Raw genomic sequence first — 16934 nt, 5'->3', positions numbered from 1 at the left:
GACTCCTACCTCTCGTCTTAAAGGAAGGCACCCGCCGCGCAGGCCAGCGTCGCCGCGAGGTAGAGCACCACGTAGTTGGGCACCCGACGGCTGACCAGCACGTAGGATGCAACCCCCAGGGCCAGACACCCGGCCGCCAGGAAGGGCGCGTGCGCCCCGCCCGCGTTCGCCCCGAAGGACACCGCCAGCCACGCCGCCAGCCCGCCGGCGCACAGCGCCGCCACCGTCCGCAGCCGCGCCCCCCGGGCCGGCAGGTTGGCCTTCGCCACCGCCTCCACCAGCCGGTCCCCCAGGGTGAGCCCCAGCCAGTACAGCCTCACCCGGAGCAGCAGGTGCACCAGGTTGTAGAGCACCAGGAAGACGGGCACCGCCCACAGGCCCAGGAGCGGCACCAGCGCCGCCCCCACCGCGCCCGCCGCGGGCTTGAGCGACAGCCAGAAGAACCCGTCCCCCAGCGCCGCCAGCGGCCCCATCAGCGCCGCCTTGAAGGCCACCACCTTGTCCGGGGTCTCCTCCCCCCGACAGATGCGCTCCTCGTGGAAGACGACGCCGCCGACAATCGCCGCGGCGACGTAGGGGTGCGTGTTGAAGAAGACCAGGTGCCGGCGCACCGCCTCCTCGCGCGCGGCGCCCGCCGCGTACAGCCACTCGAGCGCGGGGAACACCGCGTAGGCCAGCCCCAGGTTCTGCATGCCCTTGGGGTTCCACGACGCCTGCAGGAAGAGCGAGCGCATGAAGACGCGCAGCAGCACTCCCCAGGGAAGCGTGGTGTCCGGAGCGCTCACGCGTCATGCCCCTGGAGCACGTACAGCACCACCGCCACCGTCACCGCCGCCGCGCCCAGGGCCGCGTACAGGGGCGCCTTCCGGGCGTGGCTGCCCTGCGCCGCGATGGCCGCCGCCACCGAGGCCATGGCCGGCCACGCCCACGCCAGCCCCCGCACCAGCATGGGCGGCAGCGACTGCAGCGCCGGCTCCACGAAGAAGCCCGCCAGCGCGCACAGGGCCGTCAGCACGCCGTACACCACGAAGTGCGGCCACATGCCCCACAGGTTCTGCCGCATGGCGCGCGTGAGGTTGCCGGCCTCCGCGGAGGCGAGCGCCACGCGCGCCAGCCGGGCCGAGTAGCCCTCCAACAGCCGGTCCGCGCGCCGCCCCACCCGGCCCATGCCGATGAACAGCAGCACCGCGAGCGACCAGATGGCCGGCGTGGAGCCCGCGCCCGAGGCGAGCGTAATCGTGCACGCCGCCGCGCTGGTGGCGGTGGCCGCCAGCGTGTCGTTCTCCGGCAGGGACGCGCCCAGGTTGGCGGTGCCCAGGAAGAACAGCTCCAGGAGCAGCCCCACGCCCAGGCCCGAGGGCACGTCGTTGAGCAAGAGCCCCATCACGGTGGAGGCCACCAATGGGCGCGACAGCATGGCCTGCAGGAACGCCTTGCGCTCCACGGCCACCAGTCCGCCCCACAACCCCGCGAGCGCCACCTGGGTCCAGAGGACGCTCACGTGTTCACCCGGCCTTCACCCACCGCTCGGAGAGGTCCGGCAGCTCCACGGGCTTCTCCGCGGGGACGGCTCGGGCCTCCACGCGCACGCCCTGCTCGGCCAGCTGCTGCAGCGTGCGCAGCTCCGCCTCGGCCAGGAACACGGAGGGGGACACCTGCCGGCGCCCCGTGCCGAAGTGCACGTTGCCCAGGTTGAGCTCGCCCAGGGAGAGCCCGTGCGCGTACGCGAAGGGCACCGAGGCCACGTCGCGCAGGAGCACCAGCGTGCGCACCCCGTCCTTGGACAGGGCGGCGAAGTCCACCTGGGACAGGGGGAGGATCTGCACCTCGATGGCGCTCTGCACCGCGAGCGCCATGGCGGCGCGGATGAGCGGGCTGGAGGCCGCCTCGTCATCCGCGACGACGACGCGGGAGACCTTGAGGTGCGGCAGCCAGGCCTCGACGACCTGGCCGTGGATGAGGCGGTTGTCGACGCGGACCAGGGTGATCACAGCCGTCTCGAATCGCCGACCCGCGCCAGTTGGTCAAGTTCGCGGCTGCTGCTGGGCCTCGCGAAGCAGGGCGGATGCACAGGTGATGTTGCGCTGACCATAGGACGCGAGCTGGTTGGCCATCTCCGGGAGGGTCATCTGCTCGGAGCGAAGCGAGTTGGCCTTGAGGAGCATGGGCAGGTTGACGCCCGCCAGGACCTCCAGGTTCATGCGCTGACACATCATCAGCGACTCCTTGCAGGGCGTACCTCCGAACAGGTCCGCGAGGATGATGACGCCATCACCCGTATCCACGCGCGACACCGCCTGCTTCATCTTCGCGCGGAGGTCCTCGACGGGAGTCCCCGGCTCGATGTTGCAGGTTGCCACCGCGGGGAGCTTCCCCACGATCTGTTCCGCGGTGGAGACCAGCTCCTCCGCCAAACGCCCGTGCGATGCGACGACGAGGCCGACCATGTTCACTCCTGACCAACCCCCCGAGGCTGCGTCCTACGCCTGAACGGCATCTTGCGCAACCTCGGCGAAAGTTTCCGCCCTGTACCCGTAGCTAAGCTCTCACGTCTTGTCTCGAAAGGTAAGACGCCATTGCTTCCCGTGCCCGAAATTTCGGGTCCGGCCGCGCGCAGGGCTGTCGCCTGCCGGACGTGGGAGCAACACCCGCCGCCCCCACGCTGATTCAGATGCGGTGGAAGTATCGTGGATGCGTGCGGCGCGGTTGCGCGTGACACCGCGCCCACGCGCTCTCTCGGAAAGCGAGGGGACAGGCTGTGCACCCCGTGCGTGTTGGCGCTCGTCCGCAAGCTCGCCCCTCCCTCGGGGGCATGGTTGACTGACGCGTCGACGGCACGGGTCTGTAGCACCGGGTGCGTGCGGGAGGAGCCAAGCGTGGCGAAGAACAAGCTGCTGAAGCAGGGCGATGTGCTGCCGGACGTGACGCTGACGGGCGCGGGCAACCAGCCGGTGCGCCTCAAGGACCTGGTGGGGCAGAAGGTGCTCGTCGTCTACTTCTACCCGCGCGACGACTCACCGGGTTGTACCGTGCAGGCCTGCGGGTTGAGAGATCAGTACGAGGACTTCGTCGCGGCGGGCGCGGAGGTGGTGGGCATCAGCGGCGACTCGGTGGCGTCCCACCAGGGCTTCGCCGCCAAGCACCGCCTGCCCTTCGTGCTGCTGAGCGACGAGAAGGGTCAGGCGCGCGAGGCCTTCGGCGTGGGCGCGTCGTTCCTCGGCATGCTGCCCGGCCGCGTCACCTTCGTGGTGGACCGCCAGGGCATCGTCCAGGACAGCTTCGAATCCCAGCTTCGCGTGGGCGAGCATGTGCGCCGCGCGCTGGAGCTCGTCCGCTCGCTCGCCTCCAAGAGCGCCGCTTCTCCCTGAGCCACGACGCAACCCCTGCACGCGCGCGTGAGGGCCGATACCGCGGCCGCACGCGCGCGTCCCAGGCGCGAACACCTTGCGCGGGCCCTGATGGCGCGCGCCCCCCCGGGCCCGCTTCAACCGCGCGAAGTGCATGGGGTTTCCCGCCCGGACAGGTCATGGCCCACGCCTTGCTCATGGGTCCGGGTGCCACGCGATGGACGCGCGGCGCCACGCAAGGAACCCAGGCCATGAACACCCAGACTGAAAGCCTCTACGACGCCGTCCTCTTCGCGCTCGGCCCCGTGGTGCTCGGGTACGCCGTCGGCATGGTGGCGCTGCTCGTCGCCTACGCGCGCCCGTAGCCACCCGACATGTCGGGCCTGGACGGGGTGGAGTGAACGGAGCTATAAGCTGGATAGCGCGACAGGACCGCATTCTCCGAATGAGGACCACCGCGCGCTCCGCGAAGTCACTCCCCAAAGCAATCCCCGAAAGGAAGTCCCCGACATGAGCTTCAGCTCAGGTGGTCGCCTCAATGGGTGGATGGGTGCCGTTGTCAGCGTGTCGCTGTTGGCGGCGTGTGGTGCGCCGGACGAGCGTGCGGCAGACGTCCCCACCGCGGGCGAGAGCGCGCGTGACGCCGTCGCCGGGGATGTGGCGGTGAAGCTGTCGGTGCCGAGCCAGTCCTACGCGGCGCGCGAGGGCGTCAACGTGCAGGTGACGCTCACCAACGTGTCGCGGGACACGGTGCGGGTGCTCAAGTGGCACACGCCGACGGACGGCATCAAGGAGGACCTGTTCCAGGTGACGGTGGACGGGCAGAAGGCGGAGTACAACGGCCGTCACTACAAGTGGGCCACGCCGGCGACGACGGACTTCCTGCGCCTGGCGGCCGGAGAGAGCGTCTCCTACACGGTGGACCTGGCCACCATCTACGACTTCGCGAAGACGGGCAGCTACAGCATCCGCTACGACTCGGAGGGCCACCACTCGGACGAGGGCCACCAGGGCCTGTCCCAGCTGGCCTCCGACAGCCTGAGCGTGTTCGTGGAGGGCCGTCAGTTCCAGCCGCCCGTCGCCTGGGGCAACGACACCGTCTCCGCGCAGGCGCTGTCCACGTCGAGCTGCACGGGCTCGCGCCCGGCCTCCACGGTGTCGACGGCGTTCACCACCGCGCAGTCGATGACGAACGGCGCCGTCAACTACCTGAACGGCACCATCGGCCAGCGCTACACCACATGGTTCGGCACGAACACCGCGACGAACGTGGCCACCATCCGGTCGCACTTCGCGGCCATCAAGAACGCGTTCGACACGAAGAACGTCGTCGTCGACTGCGCTTGCACGGACAGCGCCTACGCGTACGTCTACAAGAACGGGCACTACCGCATCTACGTGTGCAACGCCTTCTGGAGCGCGCCCATGTCCGGCACCGACTCCAAGGGCGGCACGCTGGTCCACGAGATGAGCCACTTCACCGTGGTGGCGGACACGGATGACCACGCCTACGGCCAGAGCGCCTGCCGCAGCCTGGCCACGTCCAACTCCGCGCGCGCCCGCGACAACGCGGACAGCCACGAGTACTTCGCGGAGAACACGCCCGCGCTGCCGTGACAGCGCGCCGTTGACATGATGTGAAGGGGAAGCGGGGGCGCGGCCGGGCGTCCCCGCTTTCTTTTTTGTCGAGGGGCGCGCCTCTCGCGCTCCCGGAGCGAAGGGCGGAGGGTCCAACACATGAAGCACGCACACGCAGGTCGCATCGCGCTCTTGACCGCGGCCATCGCCGTGGCGGGCTGCGCGGCCCGCAAGGAAGAGGCGCCGCCGCCAGTCGACGCGCGGCCCGAGGAGACGGCAGCCATGGCGAAGAAGACGCTGGAGTGCTCGCTGAGCGCGCCCGCCCAGGTGAAGGCGGGCGAGCCGGTGGAGGTGCGCTTCAAGCTCACCAACACCTCCGAGCAGCCGGTGTACGTGCTCAAGTGGCACACGCCGCTGGAGGGCGTCCGCAACAACTTCTTCAAGGTGACGCTCGCGGGCTCCGCCACGGAGCAGCCCTACCTGGGCCCCATGGTCAAGCGCGGGCCGCCGGACGCGTCCTCCTACGCCACGCTCGCCCCGGGCGCGTCGGAGGAGCGCAGCGTCGACGTGGCGCAGGTGTACGGCGTCCAGACGCCGGGCACCTACCGCATCCACTTCGAGGGCCCGCTGATGGACGTCACCACGGACGCGGCGAAGGTGCCCGCCCTCAACGGCGAGTTCCACGACACCGCGGTGGACTGCCCCGACATCGAAGTGACGGTGACCTGACCCGGAGCCGGGCGCGCGCGGCCCTCAGGCCATCACCAGCCGCGCGCGCTGCTTCGCCGGACGGATGTGGGCGCGGGCCCCCGCGCCGAACGCGAGGAAGTCCTCCTCCATCCCGTCGCTGAAGATGACGCCCCCGGACGGCATCCGCGACTCCAGCACCAGCTCCTGCTCGGGCGTCACGAAGCCGCCCACCAGCTCCGCGCTCGAGTTGCGGCTGACGAAGGGCTCGCGCACCACGAAGGCCAGCCGGGGCTCCTCCCACGACAGCCGCCACTCCCCGCCCGGCACCCCGCCCGTGCGCGCGGTGAGCGCCCGCGCCAGCGTGAAGACGGAGGACAGCCACCCGCTGGAGCCCGCGCCGGTGGACACCAGCACCCCGCTGGACGACTGCGCCTCCTCCTGTCCCCCGTGGCTCAGCCGGTAGCGCGCCGACACGTGCGTGCGGGCGCCGATGAACAGGTCGTTGAACGCGAGCAGCCGCTGCCCGTCCTCCAGCCGCGCCTCCGCCAGCGTGACGCCGCGCGTGCGCGCCTTGCCCTCCAGCACCTTGCGCACCGCGGCCCGGGCCTGCGGGACTTCATAGGGCAGGAGCACGCCGTCGAAGCGGTCCGGGTCCGGGTTCACGCCCACCAGCGGCTGCTCCCCCACGTACTTGGCCACGTTCGCCACCAGCCCGTCCTGCCCGGCGACGACGACCACCTCCTTCCCGGTGAAGAGGAAGGTGGGCACCAGGCCGCGGTCCACCTGCTGCACCGGCAGCCCCACGTCCAGCGAGTCGCGCAGCCGGTCCACCGCGCGCGCATAGGCCTGGTCCTCGCGCTCGAACTCGTCGAAGTCCTGCCCCGCGTTCTCCACGTAGAACTTGGCCTGCTTCTTCGTGTTGAAGCGCTCCACCAGCCCCGCCAGCCGCGTGCGCCGGGTGACCAGGAGAATCTTCTCGAACATGGCGTGCCCTCCCCTCTCGTGGCTTCAGCGCTCGCGGCCGGGCGACGGCGCGCGCGGCGCGGAGACCTGCGGCGGCTTGCTCCCCGCACCAGCGCTCATCAGCGAGTGGAGCAGGTCCGGCGACACGTTCAGCTCGCCGATGCGCTGCGCGTTCTCCGCCATCTCCCGGAAGGCGAGCGCGATGTTGAGCGCGGGGTCCCCGCCGCTCGCCGAGGTGGCCATCAGCGTCTTCCAGTCCACGCCGCGCACGGGCGCCAGCGTCTTCTCCAGCGCGTAGGCGCGCGCGTCCGCGGCCTGCTTCTCGTTCTGGGTCCACCGCTCCATCAGCGCCGCGCGCTGCTCCTCCACCGCGATGTCCGCCGCCATCTTCGCCTCACGCAGCTGCCGCTGGCGCTCCTGCACGGCCAGCTCCGTGGCCAGCTCGCTCTCCTTGATGCGCCGCTCCTGCTCCACCGCGGCGTTGCGGCGCGCGTAGATGGCCTCGTCCGCCTGGCGCTGCAGCCCCTCGCGCGCCTCCGCCTCCAGGGCCCGCGCCATCTCCGGCGTCGGCTTGGCGGAGAGCAGCGAGAACGCCATCACCTCCACCCCCAGCGCGCGGATGGGCTCGGCCGAGGCGAGCGACGCGAGCACCTGGTCCTCAATCGTCTGCGCGCTCACCAGCACCTCGCGCAAGCTCAGGCCCTGCACCACCGTGCGCGCCCGCACCTGGGCCACCTGCACCAGCCGCTCCGGCAGCTTCTCCGGGTCCTCCGAGCGGTAGCGCCCCGACGCCGACAGCGAGTAGTCCAACAACCCCGCAAGCTTGCGCGCGTCCGCCACCCGGTACGTCAGCTGCCCCTGCAGCGTCACCGCCTGGAAGTCCCGCGTCACCTCGTTGAACACGAAGGGTACGTCCGCGCTCGACAGGGGCACGCTCACCAGCGTCGCGGACGGCTTCCAGTAGAAGAACGACAGCCCCGCCCCCTCCCGCACCATCCGTCCCCCCTCGAACTGCATCACGTACGACGTCGGTGCCGCCTTCATGTAGCCGATGACCATGGGGTCCACCCCTCGATGCTTCGCCACTTCGTGTTATTTCGACACCATTATTAGTGTCCAACCGACACGAAGGCAACCCGAAGTGTGACCGCCGGTGGAAGAGTCCCGGAGGTGGGGAACATCCGCGCGGCGACAGGGCCCGCGGATTTCGTGGCGCGACGCGGGGGGCGTGCGCAGCCTTGCGGGGCAAACCGGGTGAGGAACAGGGCACGCCATGCGCATCGCGGTGATTTCGGACCTGCACCTGGGCAGACGCGACGTGGCGGACCACTTCGGCCACGAGGACACGGCCTTCCTGCGCTTCCTGCGGGGGCTGGAGGGCAACTTCGAGCGCATCGTCCTGTTGGGGGACATCTTCGAGACGCTCACCTCCAGGACCCCGGGACGCCAGGCGGCCGAGCTGGCGGCCGCTCGCGCCGCCCACCCGGAGCTGGTCCGGCGCTTCTCCCAGCCCCAGTACCACTACATCCACGGCAACCACGACCTGGTGGCGGGCACGGTGCTGGGGGCGCCCGAGCAGCTGGTCCTGGAGGCGGACGGGGTGCGGATGCTCTTCACCCACGGTCACCACCACGACTGGGTCATCCGCAAGGCGCGCTGGCTGTCGGAGGCCGCGGTGTGGACGGGCGCGTGGCTCAGGCGCATGCGGCTGCACGCGATGTTCCGCATGTTCCAGGCGCTGGATGTCCGGCTGACGCACGCGACGCCGGACCCGGAGCGCTGCACCTTCCAGCGCTGGGCCCTGGCGCGGGCCCACGAGCAGCAGGCGGACGTCGTCGTCACCGGCCACACCCACCTGGGCATGAAGGTGGAGCACGGCAGCCGGCTGTTCCTCAACAGCGGCACCTGCTCGGAGGGGCAGTTCTCCTTCCTCAGCCTGGACACCCGCGCGGGCCGCTACGCGCTGCACACCTCCTGGTAGGCCGCCTGGCCAGGAAGGCGCGCGAGCGGGCGCCCTCACGTTCCGCTCGCCCCCACCCGGGAGGTGCGAAGTAACATCGGCGGATGTTCAGGCGGCTCACCCACGCGCTCCGGCTGCTCGCGCGGCGCATTCCGGGTCCGGCCTCCTCCGAAGGGACTCCACGCATGGGCGCGGCACCTTCCGAGGAGACTCCGGACAGGCCCCCCCGTGCGTCCGCCGCGCGGAGAGCTCCCCCGAGGACGGCCCGCGCCGCCCGCTACTTCGACCTGCACGACGACTTCCGCCACCCGGCCCGCCGGGAGCTGAGCGACCCGGTGTCCGTGGAGGGGCGGAAGATGGACTCCGTCTGGTTCTTCACCTCGGGTGCCCCGGTGCTCCAGAGGGGGCGGCTGAAGCTCACCGTCGAGCCCCCGGGGCGGCCCCTGGACTTCTCGCTGGCCGGTGCGGGGCTCACCCCCGTGGTCCACGCCACCGTGGCCTCCGTCTTCCGGGAGCTGGCCCCGGACGACGTGCAGCTGCTCCCCGTGGAGGTGGAGGGCGAGAGCGAGCCGTACTTCATCCTCGTCGCCACCCGGCTGATGCGCTGTATCGACGAGCGCGGCTGCGCGGAGGTCGCCCACTACACCGCCCAGGACGCCCCTCCCGAGCGCGTGGGCCACTACCGCACCGTGAAGGGCCTGCGCATCGACCCGGAGAAGACCGGCGGCGCCCGCGTCCTGCGCACCTGGGGCTGGCCCGTCAGCCTCATCGTCTCCGAGGGCATCAAAGAGGCCCTGGAGCACGCGGGCGTCAGCGGCGTGCGCTTCGCCGAGGTGACCAGGCCGCCCCCCGCCCGACGCAAACCCCGCCGCAAGAGCCGGCGCAAACCGCGCGGCGAATGACCCACCGGCCCCCGACGCTCGAGACGCCCGCCTGGCTGATACTCCGAGAGTCACGAACTTGAGGGGTAGTCAGACGGAATGTATCTTTCTCGCCTTACAGGTTTTTACCGAGGCGACCGTTGGACAGGCTCGACGTGCCGGTGCCGGCCCCCGTGGAAGAGGCCTTCTTCGGGAAGTACAGAATCCTCCAGCGGCTGGCCGCGGGGGGGATGGCGCACATCTTCCTGGCCTCCATCGACGGTCCGGACGGCTTCTCCAAGCCGTGTGTCATCAAGCGGGTGCTGCCGGAGTACGCCAACCTGGAGGCGTTCAGCCGGATGTTCGCGGACGAGGCGAAGGTGGCCGCGCTGCTGACGCATCCGAACATCGTGCAGGTCTTCGACTTCGGGAAGATTGATGGCCAGTACTACCTGGCCATGGAGTGGATCCAGGGCCAGTCGCTGGACCGGGTGCTGCGGCACGCGTGGAAGTCGGCGTTCCCCCTGGGACAGCGGGTGGCGGTGGACGTGGGCATCGCGGTGGCGGACGCGCTGGCGTACGCGCACTCGAAGACGCTGCCGGACGGCACGCCGCTGAAGCTGGTGCACCGGGACGTGACGCCGGGCAACGTGCTGGTGTCGCGTGACGGCATCGTCAAGCTGGCCGACTTCGGCATCGTCAAGAGCGCGGTCAACGTGGAGCGCACGAGCGTCGGGGTGGTGAAGGGCAAGTACGCGTACATGTCCCCGGAGCAGATAACGAACCGGGAGCTGGACCACCGCTCGGACCTGTTCTCGCTGGGCATCGTCCTCTACGAGGCCTCCACCGGCAAACGCCTGTTCAAGCGCGAGACGGTGGAGCAGACCATCGTCGCCGCCACCCAGGTGCAGGTGACGCCTCCGTCACAGGTGTCACCGGGCTTCGCGCCGGAGCTGGAGCGCATCATCCTGCGGCTGCTGGAGAAGGAGCCGGACGCGCGCTACCAGAGCGCTCGCGAGTTGGCGATGGACCTGGAGCGCTTCCGCGCGTCGCAGCACTGGACGTCGGGCGGGCGCGAGCTGGCGTCGCTGGTGACGTCGCTGTTCCCCGCGGACCGACCCGGGAGCACGGGCGCGGCGCTGGCCGCCTTCAGCGGGGCCTCCGGCAGCGGCATGTCCTCCGGGCACATGTCCCCCCTGGACGACGTGCCGGGCGCGCGGCCCGGGCCTCCGGTGGAGGAGCGCACGTCGGCCACGGTGCACAGCCCGCCTCCCGGGCCCCTGCCCGTGGGCGAGCCGCCCTTTCCCTGGCCCGTGGTCCTGACGGCCGGAGCCGCCATCTGTGCCAGTGCCCTGTTCTGGTACTTCGTCGCCTGAGGGTGACGGCCTTCGCGCCGGGGTGGACGCGGCGGTGAGACCGAGAAGCGGATGAAACAGAAGACCTGGATTGCCGTCATCGTCGTCGGAACGCTCGCCATCAACGCCATGGCGTACGTGGTCGTGCGCAAGCGCCGCGCGTCGGACGTGCCTCCTCCCCCTCCCGTCTCGGCCACCCCCACGCCGCCCGTCACCGCCCCCGCGCCGCCTTCGGAGGACGCGAACGAGGGGCTGTCCCGCGCCCGCCGCGCCGCGGGGCTCGCCGCCTTGGAGGACCGCGACTACGACATCGCCGTCCGCGAGTTCACCGAGGCCCTGAGCCTGCGAAGGACGCCGGGCGGAGACCTGGTCGAGCTCCTGCGCATCGCCACGGACCTCCAGTCCCGCGAGCGCGACCGGACGCGCGTGGAGCCCGCCAGGCCGGCGCGGGAGCCCGCCGTCACGCGGACGCCGCCGCGCGCGAAGCCCTCGCGCTCGAGTCCGTCCCGAGCGAGTCCGCAGCACACCAAGGAGGAGCCGCCCCCGGTGGTCGAGGAGCCGCGCAACGGGCTGTTGCTGGTGACCTCCACGCCTCCGGGGCTGGTGGTGCAGGTGGACGGCAAGGCGGTGGACATGACGCCCGCGCGGCTGCCGCTGCGGCCGGGCACCTACCGGGTGGCGCTCGCGCAGGGGGAGCGCCGGTTGATGGAGGAGACGGTGGTGCTGGAGGAGGACGGCGTGCACTCCCTCAACCGGGACGTGAGCGAGCAGCTGGCGCCGCCCGCCCCTCCGCGCCCCGTGGCCACCACCGCGCCCACCGAGCCGCAGCCCACGCCCCCCGTCGCCGCCGCCGCGCCCGTGGCGGTGAAGGCCGAGGCGACGGGGCGAGGGGAGCTCGACATCAGCTCCCCGTCGCTCTACGGCGAGGTCTGGGTCAACAACCGCCCTTATGGCTTTCCACCCCTCGTCGCCCAGAACCTCCCCGCCGGCCCCGCCCGCGTGGAAGTCCGCGTCAACGGCGAGGTGAAGCGTCGCATGAGCGTCGAGGTCGAAGCAGGCCGTCGTGTCGCCGTCCGGGTGCGCTGAACGCCCCTCGTTCCCCGCACCGCTCCCCATTCCGAATGTCTGACGAGGGCCTTGGGACGCCCACGCCCCGTCATTGCCTGGAGGTCACCATGGTCCGCCGTCATCGGCTCCGCCCCGGTCTGCTCTCGCTGCTCCTGTGCGCAGCTCCCGCCCTCGCCCAGTGGGAGGAGCCCGAGCCCCCGTCCGAGCCCGCGCCCGAGGCCCGCGCGCAGGAGGAGCTGCCGCTGGACGGGGAGTCGGACGTGCACAGCCAGGTGGCCTCGTTCGCCATCACCCGGCTGCGCGACTCGCCCGCGGTGGTGACGTCGCTGACGGCGGAGGAGATTCGCGACTCGGGCGCGCGCGACCTGATGGACGTGCTGCTCCAGGTGCCGGGCTTCTTCTTCGGCGTGGACACGCAGGGCACGGTGGGGCCGGGCTTCCGCGGCCTGTGGGGTTACGAGGGCAAGGTGCTGCTCGTCGTCGACGGCAAGGAGCTCAACGAGCAGCTCTACTCGACGATGCAGCTGGGCAACGAGCTGCCGGTGGAGCTCATCGAGCGCATCGAGGTGGTGCGCGGCCCCGGCTCGGTCATCTACGGCGGCAACGCGGAGCTGGCCGTCATCAACGTCATCACCCGCGGCGTACAGGGCAGCTCGGACCTGATGGTGTCGGGCACCTATGGCCAGCTGGAGTCGGTCAACGGGCGGCGCAGCCTCACGCTGTCGGGCCGCAAGGTGTTCGAGTCCGCGCCGGGCCTGAGCGTCTTCGCCTCCGCGTCGCTGGGCCAGGGGCAGCGCAGCGACGGGCGCTTCGAGGACTTCTTCGGCAACACCGCGCAGCTGGGCGGCAACACGAAGCTGGACCCGACGACGGTGCAGGCGGGCGTGGGCTACCGGGACCTGCAGTTGAGCGTGCTGTACCAGCGCTTCGCCACGTCGGCCATCGTCGCCTTCGACGAGGTGCTGGACGCGCCCGCGGCCACCGACTTCGAGTCCTTCCACGCGGAGCTGAGCAACCGCTTCCGCCCGAGCGAGCGGCTTGAAATCATCCCCCGCCTCAACCTGACGCTCGCCGAGCCGTTCCGCGACACGGACCAGGGCTCGGAGTTCTATTACGAGAAGCGGGTGATGCGGCTGCGCGGCCGGACGATGGCGCGCTGGGCGGCGCTGGACTACCTGCAGCTCACCGGCGGCGTGGACGTGGCGTCGGACCAGGGGCGGCTGGAGGGGCCCGCGGACGTGGGACTGCAGACGGCCTTCGGCGCGGACGGCGCGACGAGCGTCTCCTATCTGAACGTCGCGGGCTTCGTGGAGGCGTTCTCGGAGAACCCCATCGCCACCGTGGTGGCGGGCGCGCGCTATGAGAACCACAGCGCCTTCGGCAGCTCCTTCGTGCCGCGCCTGGTGCTCCTGCGCGCCTTCGGTCCGTTCAGCGGCAAGGCGCTGTTCAGCCGCGCCTTCCGCGCGCCGGGCATCGAGAACATCAGCCTGGGCGCGGACGTGAAGCCCGAGCGCACCACGGTGTACGAGCTGGAGGGCACGCTGCGCCTGGGCGAGGGCCACGCGCTGAGCGCCAACGCCTTCGACGTGGGCGTCTCCGACCCCATCATCTACTCGTACGACGCGGTGACGAACGAGGAGGCGTACCGCAACCTGGGGCGGCTCGGCAGCCGGGGCGTGGAGCTGGACTACCACCTGAAGGGGAGCTGGGGACGGGTGGCGCTGAGCTACTCGTTCTACGCGCCCTCGGGCCGCAACGACGTGGCCGACTACCAGGTGCCCGGACACTCCAACGCGTTCACCGGGATGCCCACGCACAAGGCCTCGCTGTCCGGCAGCCTGAAGCTCAAGCCGTGGCTGTCGGTGAACCCGACGGCGGTGCTGGTGGGGCGGCGCTTCGCGGTGGACGTGCCGGATGACCAGGGCCGCTCGGCCGTGGAGGAGCTGCCGACGCAGCTGCTGCTCAACCTCTACGTGCGCGCGCGGGATGTGCTCACGCCAGGGCTGGAGGTGGGCGCGGGCGTCTACAACATCCTCGGGACGAACTTCCGCATCGCCCAGCCGTACAACGGCGGCCATGCGCCGCTGCCCGTGTTCTCGCGCGAGTTCCTCGTCCGCCTGAGCTACCTGTTCGACCCGGCGCTGAGCGAGCCGTGACTAGGGATGCAGCTCCAGCACGATGTCCCGCGTCGCCAGCCACACGCCTGCGGGCGAGCGTGACAGCTTGAGGATGCCGCTGCCGCCGCGCAGCTCCTGCTTCGCGCGGTACTCCGCCGTCACGCCGTACTCGCCGTCGAACACGGCGTCATCGACGTGGTACGGAGCGCGGCCGGGCTCGCCGAGGAACAGGTGCACGTGGGCGGGCATCGAACCGTCCGGATAGGGCGCGGGCTTGATGGTGTCGAACGTGTAGACACCGTCCTTCCCTGTCCGTGCCCACCCTCGCAGCCGGCCGTGACGCCGGCTCCACGTCGTCTCCTTGCCCCCGTTCGCATACAGCCCCTGCGCGTTGGTGTGGTGGGCATAGACGATGACACCCGCCACGGGGGCTCGCGTGCCAGGGCTCAGCACCCGCCCCGTCAGCACCATCCGCTCGCCCGGCTCCGTCGACGAGGCGAGCTGGACGCGGGACGTCATCGATTCCGGCGCGCGCTCGGCCACCGCTTCACAGCCCTCGCACGCGTAGAGGTCCGGCCGCGCCCGGGGCACCGCCCCACCCGCCTCCGCGCAGGCTCCCACCACCGCGCCGGCCGCGCAGGCGCCCAACCCCACCAGGACCTCTCGTCGCTTCATCGCTCGCATGGACCTCCACAACGGAGGAGCGGGGCCTCGATTCCCAGCCGCCGGGCCCCGTGCCGAAGACACTCGAGGCGGCGCGGATTTAACTCGGTTTAATTCATCCGACGACGCGCGGGCCGCGACACTTCCGTTGAAAGTTTTCAACGCGAGGTCGCGCGACATGTCCCGGATTCCGTCCAGCCCATCCCCGTCGTTCGTTCCCACGCCGCCGCCCGAGGCCGAGGCCGCCCGGCCGGCTCCGCCACCGCCGCCTCCTGCGCCCACGCCGCGCTACCAGAAGCAGGACAGCGGCTTCGAGGCCGAGGACACGCGCAAGTCGGACCTCCGCAAGTGGGCCGCGAAGAACGGCGACACGGCCGGCGCGGGCAAGCCCGGGCCTCATGTGCCGACGCAGCACGGGGGCCAGGGCAGCGGCGGCACAGTCACCGCGGGGATGTTGATGAACGGCGGCATGGCCCTGCTCAATGGCTCCGGGGCCAGCGCGAGCCTCCTGAACGGAGGACGAGGCAACCTGCTCGGAGGCACGGGCAACGGCGGCCTCGTCTCGCGCGGGGGTGGGCCCGAGGGCACGACGGCGACCTCTCGCGCCCAGGTCGCGCCGGGCCTGACGGGCGCGGAGGCGTACGCGCGGATGCAGACGCTGTCCGCCTCCGCCACCGCGGCGCAGGAGGCGGTCGACGCGACGGAGGTGCAGCTCGCCAACGACCTGGCGCTGCTCGGCCCCACGCTGACCACCGAGGAGCGTGACGCGTACATCGCCGGCTACCGCGAGCAGAACGCCGGCGTCTACGCGGCGCGCGACGCGGCCGTGGCCGACTTCGCCGCCCACCTCGAAGCCAACGGCGACGCGCTCACGAGCTACCTCGCCGAGCACCACGCGGGCTCGCCCTACACCACGCCCACCGCCGCGGCCGCGCTGTTCGAGGGCCTGGCCCTGGTCGCCGACTCGCCCCAGGCGGGCGCCGCGGTGGACTTCCTGGCCAACAACGCCCCGCTGATGACCCCCCTCGCCAGCGGCGCGGGCGTCAACCTGGAGGCCCAGGTCTACGGCCCCGCGCTCAACGCCACCATGGCGGACGCGCTCGCGAAGGGACAGACGCCCGAGCAGGCCGTGGCCGCCAGCCGCGCGCTCATCGACGCGATGCCCGCGAGCGTCCAGGCCAGCATCCTGGGCCCCAACCCCCAGGCGACGCTGGACACGCTGTCGCGCGCCGTCACTGGCGACGTGGCCGCCCTCACCGCGCTGTCCACCCACGCGGCCACGCAGGGCGGCGCCGGCGCCATGTCGCTGGTCACCTCCGCGCTCTCGGTGGCCATGTTCACGCGGCCCGAGGTGTTCTCCGAGCCCAACGTCCTGCTGGGAATCACCGGCCCCTTGAGCAAGGTGGGCATGGGCGCCGCGGCCGTCAGCCTCAGCCTGGGCACCGTGGCGTCGGTGCTCCACCGCGTCACCTCCTCCGCCGCCGGCAGGTTCCCCGTCCTCGAGGGAGCGGCCCAGCACACGGCGAACCTGGCGGCGAATGCCCCCGCCCTGGCGAAGCTGGTGGGCAAGGCCAGCAACATCCTGGGCATGGTGGCCGCGAGCCTCAACGTGGTGGAGCTGCTCTCGCGCCAGGAGCAGAACCAGGGCACCCACATCCAGGTGGCCGTGCAGGCCGCGAGCGTCGTCACGGGCGCCCTGTCCTTCGCGGGCATCCTCACCGGCGCCCCGGGCTTCGCCGTGGCCGCCACCCTCTTCGTCCTCAACCAGATTGGCCAGGCCCGGGAGAGCTACCTGCGCGACGAGGAGGTGCGCCGCGCCGTCACCGAGCGCGCCACCGCGTTCGGCATCCCCGACGCCGCGGCCCGCGTGGAGTTCGTGTCCACCTACCCCAGCCAGGCCCGCGACCTGGCGGCGCTCGGCCTCGACTTCCCACGCATGAGGGATTTGGTGACGCGCCGCCTCACCGACACCGCCGGCCTGCGGGAGGTGGCCCAGGCCTTCGACCTGGAGCCCTCCGAAATCGACCAGATGATGGGGCTCATCGCGCCCGAGGGACAGACGACCCCCGCGAACTCCGGCGTGCGCACCTTCCTCAACTACTTCGAAGAGGCCCGGACCGCCCTCCCCAACGGCACCCCCGAGCAGCTCGCCGCGTGGATGCGCCAGAACCCGCCCCCGCCCACCCACGGCGGCGGCTACTACACCTTCGTCGTCTCCATGACGAACCTGCTCACCGCCAGCCCGTAACCGCGCTGCATTCGCACACCGCCTCGATTTGTCCTGGCCGGCGGACACCCGCTATCGTGTCCGCCGGCCTCGTCGTTCCTCCCGA

The 16934-nt window shown here is 71.3% G+C and carries 16 protein-coding genes; 9 read left to right on the top strand and 7 right to left on the bottom strand.

The features are described 5' to 3' along the window. Nucleotides 1-17 precede the first annotated feature (17 nt). The 4 genes from VZQ01_RS25445 to VZQ01_RS25430 are packed head-to-tail and all read right to left on the bottom strand — an operon-like array spanning nt 18 to nt 2447. Nucleotides 18-785, bottom strand: a complete 768-nt coding sequence (locus VZQ01_RS25445) for a PTS system mannose/fructose/sorbose family transporter subunit IID (protein ID WP_141327233.1) — start codon at nt 783-785, stop codon at nt 18-20. Continuing rightward, nucleotides 782-1501, bottom strand: a complete 720-nt coding sequence (locus VZQ01_RS25440; RefSeq protein WP_223746981.1) for a PTS sugar transporter subunit IIC — start codon at nt 1499-1501, stop codon at nt 782-784. The genes VZQ01_RS25445 and VZQ01_RS25440 overlap by 4 nt, the downstream gene beginning before the upstream one ends. A 4-nt stretch (nt 1502-1505) precedes the next feature. Further along, nucleotides 1506-1991: a PTS sugar transporter subunit IIB gene (locus tag VZQ01_RS25435; protein ID WP_046716356.1), complete on the bottom strand. Its 486-nt coding sequence runs from the start codon at nt 1989-1991 to the stop codon at nt 1506-1508. Between the two features lie 33 nt (nt 1992-2024). Then, on the bottom strand, nt 2025-2447 hold the full coding sequence (locus VZQ01_RS25430) for a PTS sugar transporter subunit IIA (protein ID WP_223746980.1): 423 nt from the start codon (nt 2445-2447) through the stop codon (nt 2025-2027). A gap of 429 nt (nt 2448-2876) precedes the next feature. Here VZQ01_RS25430 and VZQ01_RS25425 point away from each other — a divergent pair, with 429 nt between their 5' ends. The 3 genes from VZQ01_RS25425 (at nt 2877) to VZQ01_RS25415 (ending at nt 5654) form a co-directional block, all read left to right on the top strand. Further along, nucleotides 2877-3368, top strand: coding sequence for a peroxiredoxin (locus tag VZQ01_RS25425; protein ID WP_223746979.1), 492 nt, complete (start codon nt 2877-2879; stop codon nt 3366-3368). A 489-nt stretch (nt 3369-3857) separates the two neighbouring features. Further along, on the top strand, nt 3858-4964 hold the full coding sequence (locus VZQ01_RS25420) for a M35 family metallo-endopeptidase (RefSeq protein WP_426744910.1): 1107 nt from the start codon (nt 3858-3860) through the stop codon (nt 4962-4964). Nucleotides 4965-5084: 120 nt separating this feature from the next. Continuing rightward, nucleotides 5085-5654: a protease gene (locus VZQ01_RS25415; RefSeq protein WP_223746977.1), complete on the top strand. Its 570-nt coding sequence runs from the start codon at nt 5085-5087 to the stop codon at nt 5652-5654. 24 nt (nt 5655-5678) lie between these two features. On the opposite strand, the gene VZQ01_RS25410 is transcribed toward VZQ01_RS25415, so the two are convergent. Both VZQ01_RS25410 and VZQ01_RS25405 read right to left on the bottom strand, forming a co-directional pair. Further along, nucleotides 5679-6599, bottom strand: coding sequence for a diacylglycerol kinase catalytic domain-containing protein (locus VZQ01_RS25410; protein ID WP_408889050.1), 921 nt, complete (start codon nt 6597-6599; stop codon nt 5679-5681). Nucleotides 6600-6623: 24 nt separating this feature from the next. After that, nucleotides 6624-7637 (bottom strand): SPFH domain-containing protein, encoded by a 1014-nt coding sequence (locus VZQ01_RS25405; RefSeq protein WP_370640336.1) that lies wholly within the window; start codon nt 7635-7637, stop codon nt 6624-6626. Nucleotides 7638-7851: 214 nt separating this feature from the next. Here VZQ01_RS25405 and VZQ01_RS25400 point away from each other — a divergent pair, with 214 nt between their 5' ends. The 5 genes from VZQ01_RS25400 (at nt 7852) to VZQ01_RS25380 (ending at nt 13977) form a co-directional block, all read left to right on the top strand. Continuing rightward, the gene (locus tag VZQ01_RS25400) at nt 7852-8559 is read left to right on the top strand and encodes a metallophosphoesterase family protein (protein WP_408889049.1); all 708 of its coding nucleotides are present in this window, start codon (nt 7852-7854) and stop codon (nt 8557-8559) included. Between the two features lie 164 nt (nt 8560-8723). Beyond that, entirely contained in the window at nt 8724-9440 is a 717-nt protein-coding gene (locus VZQ01_RS25395) for an imm11 family protein (protein ID WP_426744909.1), read from the top strand. Between the two features lie 119 nt (nt 9441-9559). Next, nucleotides 9560-10774 (top strand): serine/threonine-protein kinase, encoded by a 1215-nt coding sequence (locus VZQ01_RS25390; protein WP_223782666.1) that lies wholly within the window; start codon nt 9560-9562, stop codon nt 10772-10774. A 51-nt stretch (nt 10775-10825) separates the two neighbouring features. Beyond that, entirely contained in the window at nt 10826-11839 is a 1014-nt protein-coding gene (locus VZQ01_RS25385; protein WP_223782667.1) for a PEGA domain-containing protein, read from the top strand. Nucleotides 11840-11928: 89 nt separating this feature from the next. Then, nucleotides 11929-13977 (top strand): TonB-dependent receptor plug domain-containing protein, encoded by a 2049-nt coding sequence (locus VZQ01_RS25380; protein WP_426744908.1) that lies wholly within the window; start codon nt 11929-11931, stop codon nt 13975-13977. Here VZQ01_RS25380 and VZQ01_RS25375 read toward each other — a convergent pair whose 3' ends face one another. Next, on the bottom strand, nt 13978-14613 hold the full coding sequence (locus VZQ01_RS25375; protein ID WP_267699328.1) for a dioxygenase family protein: 636 nt from the start codon (nt 14611-14613) through the stop codon (nt 13978-13980). Nucleotides 14614-14779: 166 nt separating this feature from the next. On the opposite strand from VZQ01_RS25375, the gene VZQ01_RS25370 reads away from it, so the two are divergent. Further along, nucleotides 14780-16849: a hypothetical protein gene (locus tag VZQ01_RS25370; protein ID WP_426744907.1), complete on the top strand. Its 2070-nt coding sequence runs from the start codon at nt 14780-14782 to the stop codon at nt 16847-16849. The last annotated feature ends 85 nt before the right edge of the window (nt 16850-16934 follow it).

This window comes from Myxococcus faecalis (assembly GCF_050039385.1).
Classification (GTDB): Bacteria; Myxococcota; Myxococcia; order Myxococcales; family Myxococcaceae; genus Myxococcus; species Myxococcus fulvus.
This window is presented reverse-complemented; position numbering and strand designations above follow the sequence as displayed.

What these genes read in the sequence shown, in the direction of transcription:
- VZQ01_RS25430 (WP_223746980.1), bottom strand. Translation starts at nt 2,447, where the DNA reads ATGGTCGGCCTCGTCGTCGCATCGCACGGGCGTTTGGCGGAGGAGCTG.
- VZQ01_RS25420 (WP_426744910.1), top strand. Translation starts at nt 3,858, where the DNA reads ATGAGCTTCAGCTCAGGTGGTCGCCTCAATGGGTGGATGGGTGCCGTT.
- VZQ01_RS25415 (WP_223746977.1), top strand. Translation starts at nt 5,085, where the DNA reads ATGAAGCACGCACACGCAGGTCGCATCGCGCTCTTGACCGCGGCCATC.
- VZQ01_RS25410 (WP_408889050.1), bottom strand. Translation starts at nt 6,599, where the DNA reads ATGTTCGAGAAGATTCTCCTGGTCACCCGGCGCACGCGGCTGGCGGGG.
- VZQ01_RS25405 (WP_370640336.1), bottom strand. Translation starts at nt 7,637, where the DNA reads ATGGTCATCGGCTACATGAAGGCGGCACCGACGTCGTACGTGATGCAG.
- VZQ01_RS25400 (WP_408889049.1), top strand. Translation starts at nt 7,852, where the DNA reads ATGCGCATCGCGGTGATTTCGGACCTGCACCTGGGCAGACGCGACGTG.
- VZQ01_RS25395 (WP_426744909.1), top strand. Translation starts at nt 8,724, where the DNA reads ATGGGCGCGGCACCTTCCGAGGAGACTCCGGACAGGCCCCCCCGTGCG.
- VZQ01_RS25385 (WP_223782667.1), top strand. Translation starts at nt 10,826, where the DNA reads ATGAAACAGAAGACCTGGATTGCCGTCATCGTCGTCGGAACGCTCGCC.
- VZQ01_RS25380 (WP_426744908.1), top strand. Translation starts at nt 11,929, where the DNA reads ATGGTCCGCCGTCATCGGCTCCGCCCCGGTCTGCTCTCGCTGCTCCTG.
- VZQ01_RS25375 (WP_267699328.1), bottom strand. Translation starts at nt 14,613, where the DNA reads ATGAAGCGACGAGAGGTCCTGGTGGGGTTGGGCGCCTGCGCGGCCGGC.
- VZQ01_RS25370 (WP_426744907.1), top strand. Translation starts at nt 14,780, where the DNA reads ATGTCCCGGATTCCGTCCAGCCCATCCCCGTCGTTCGTTCCCACGCCG.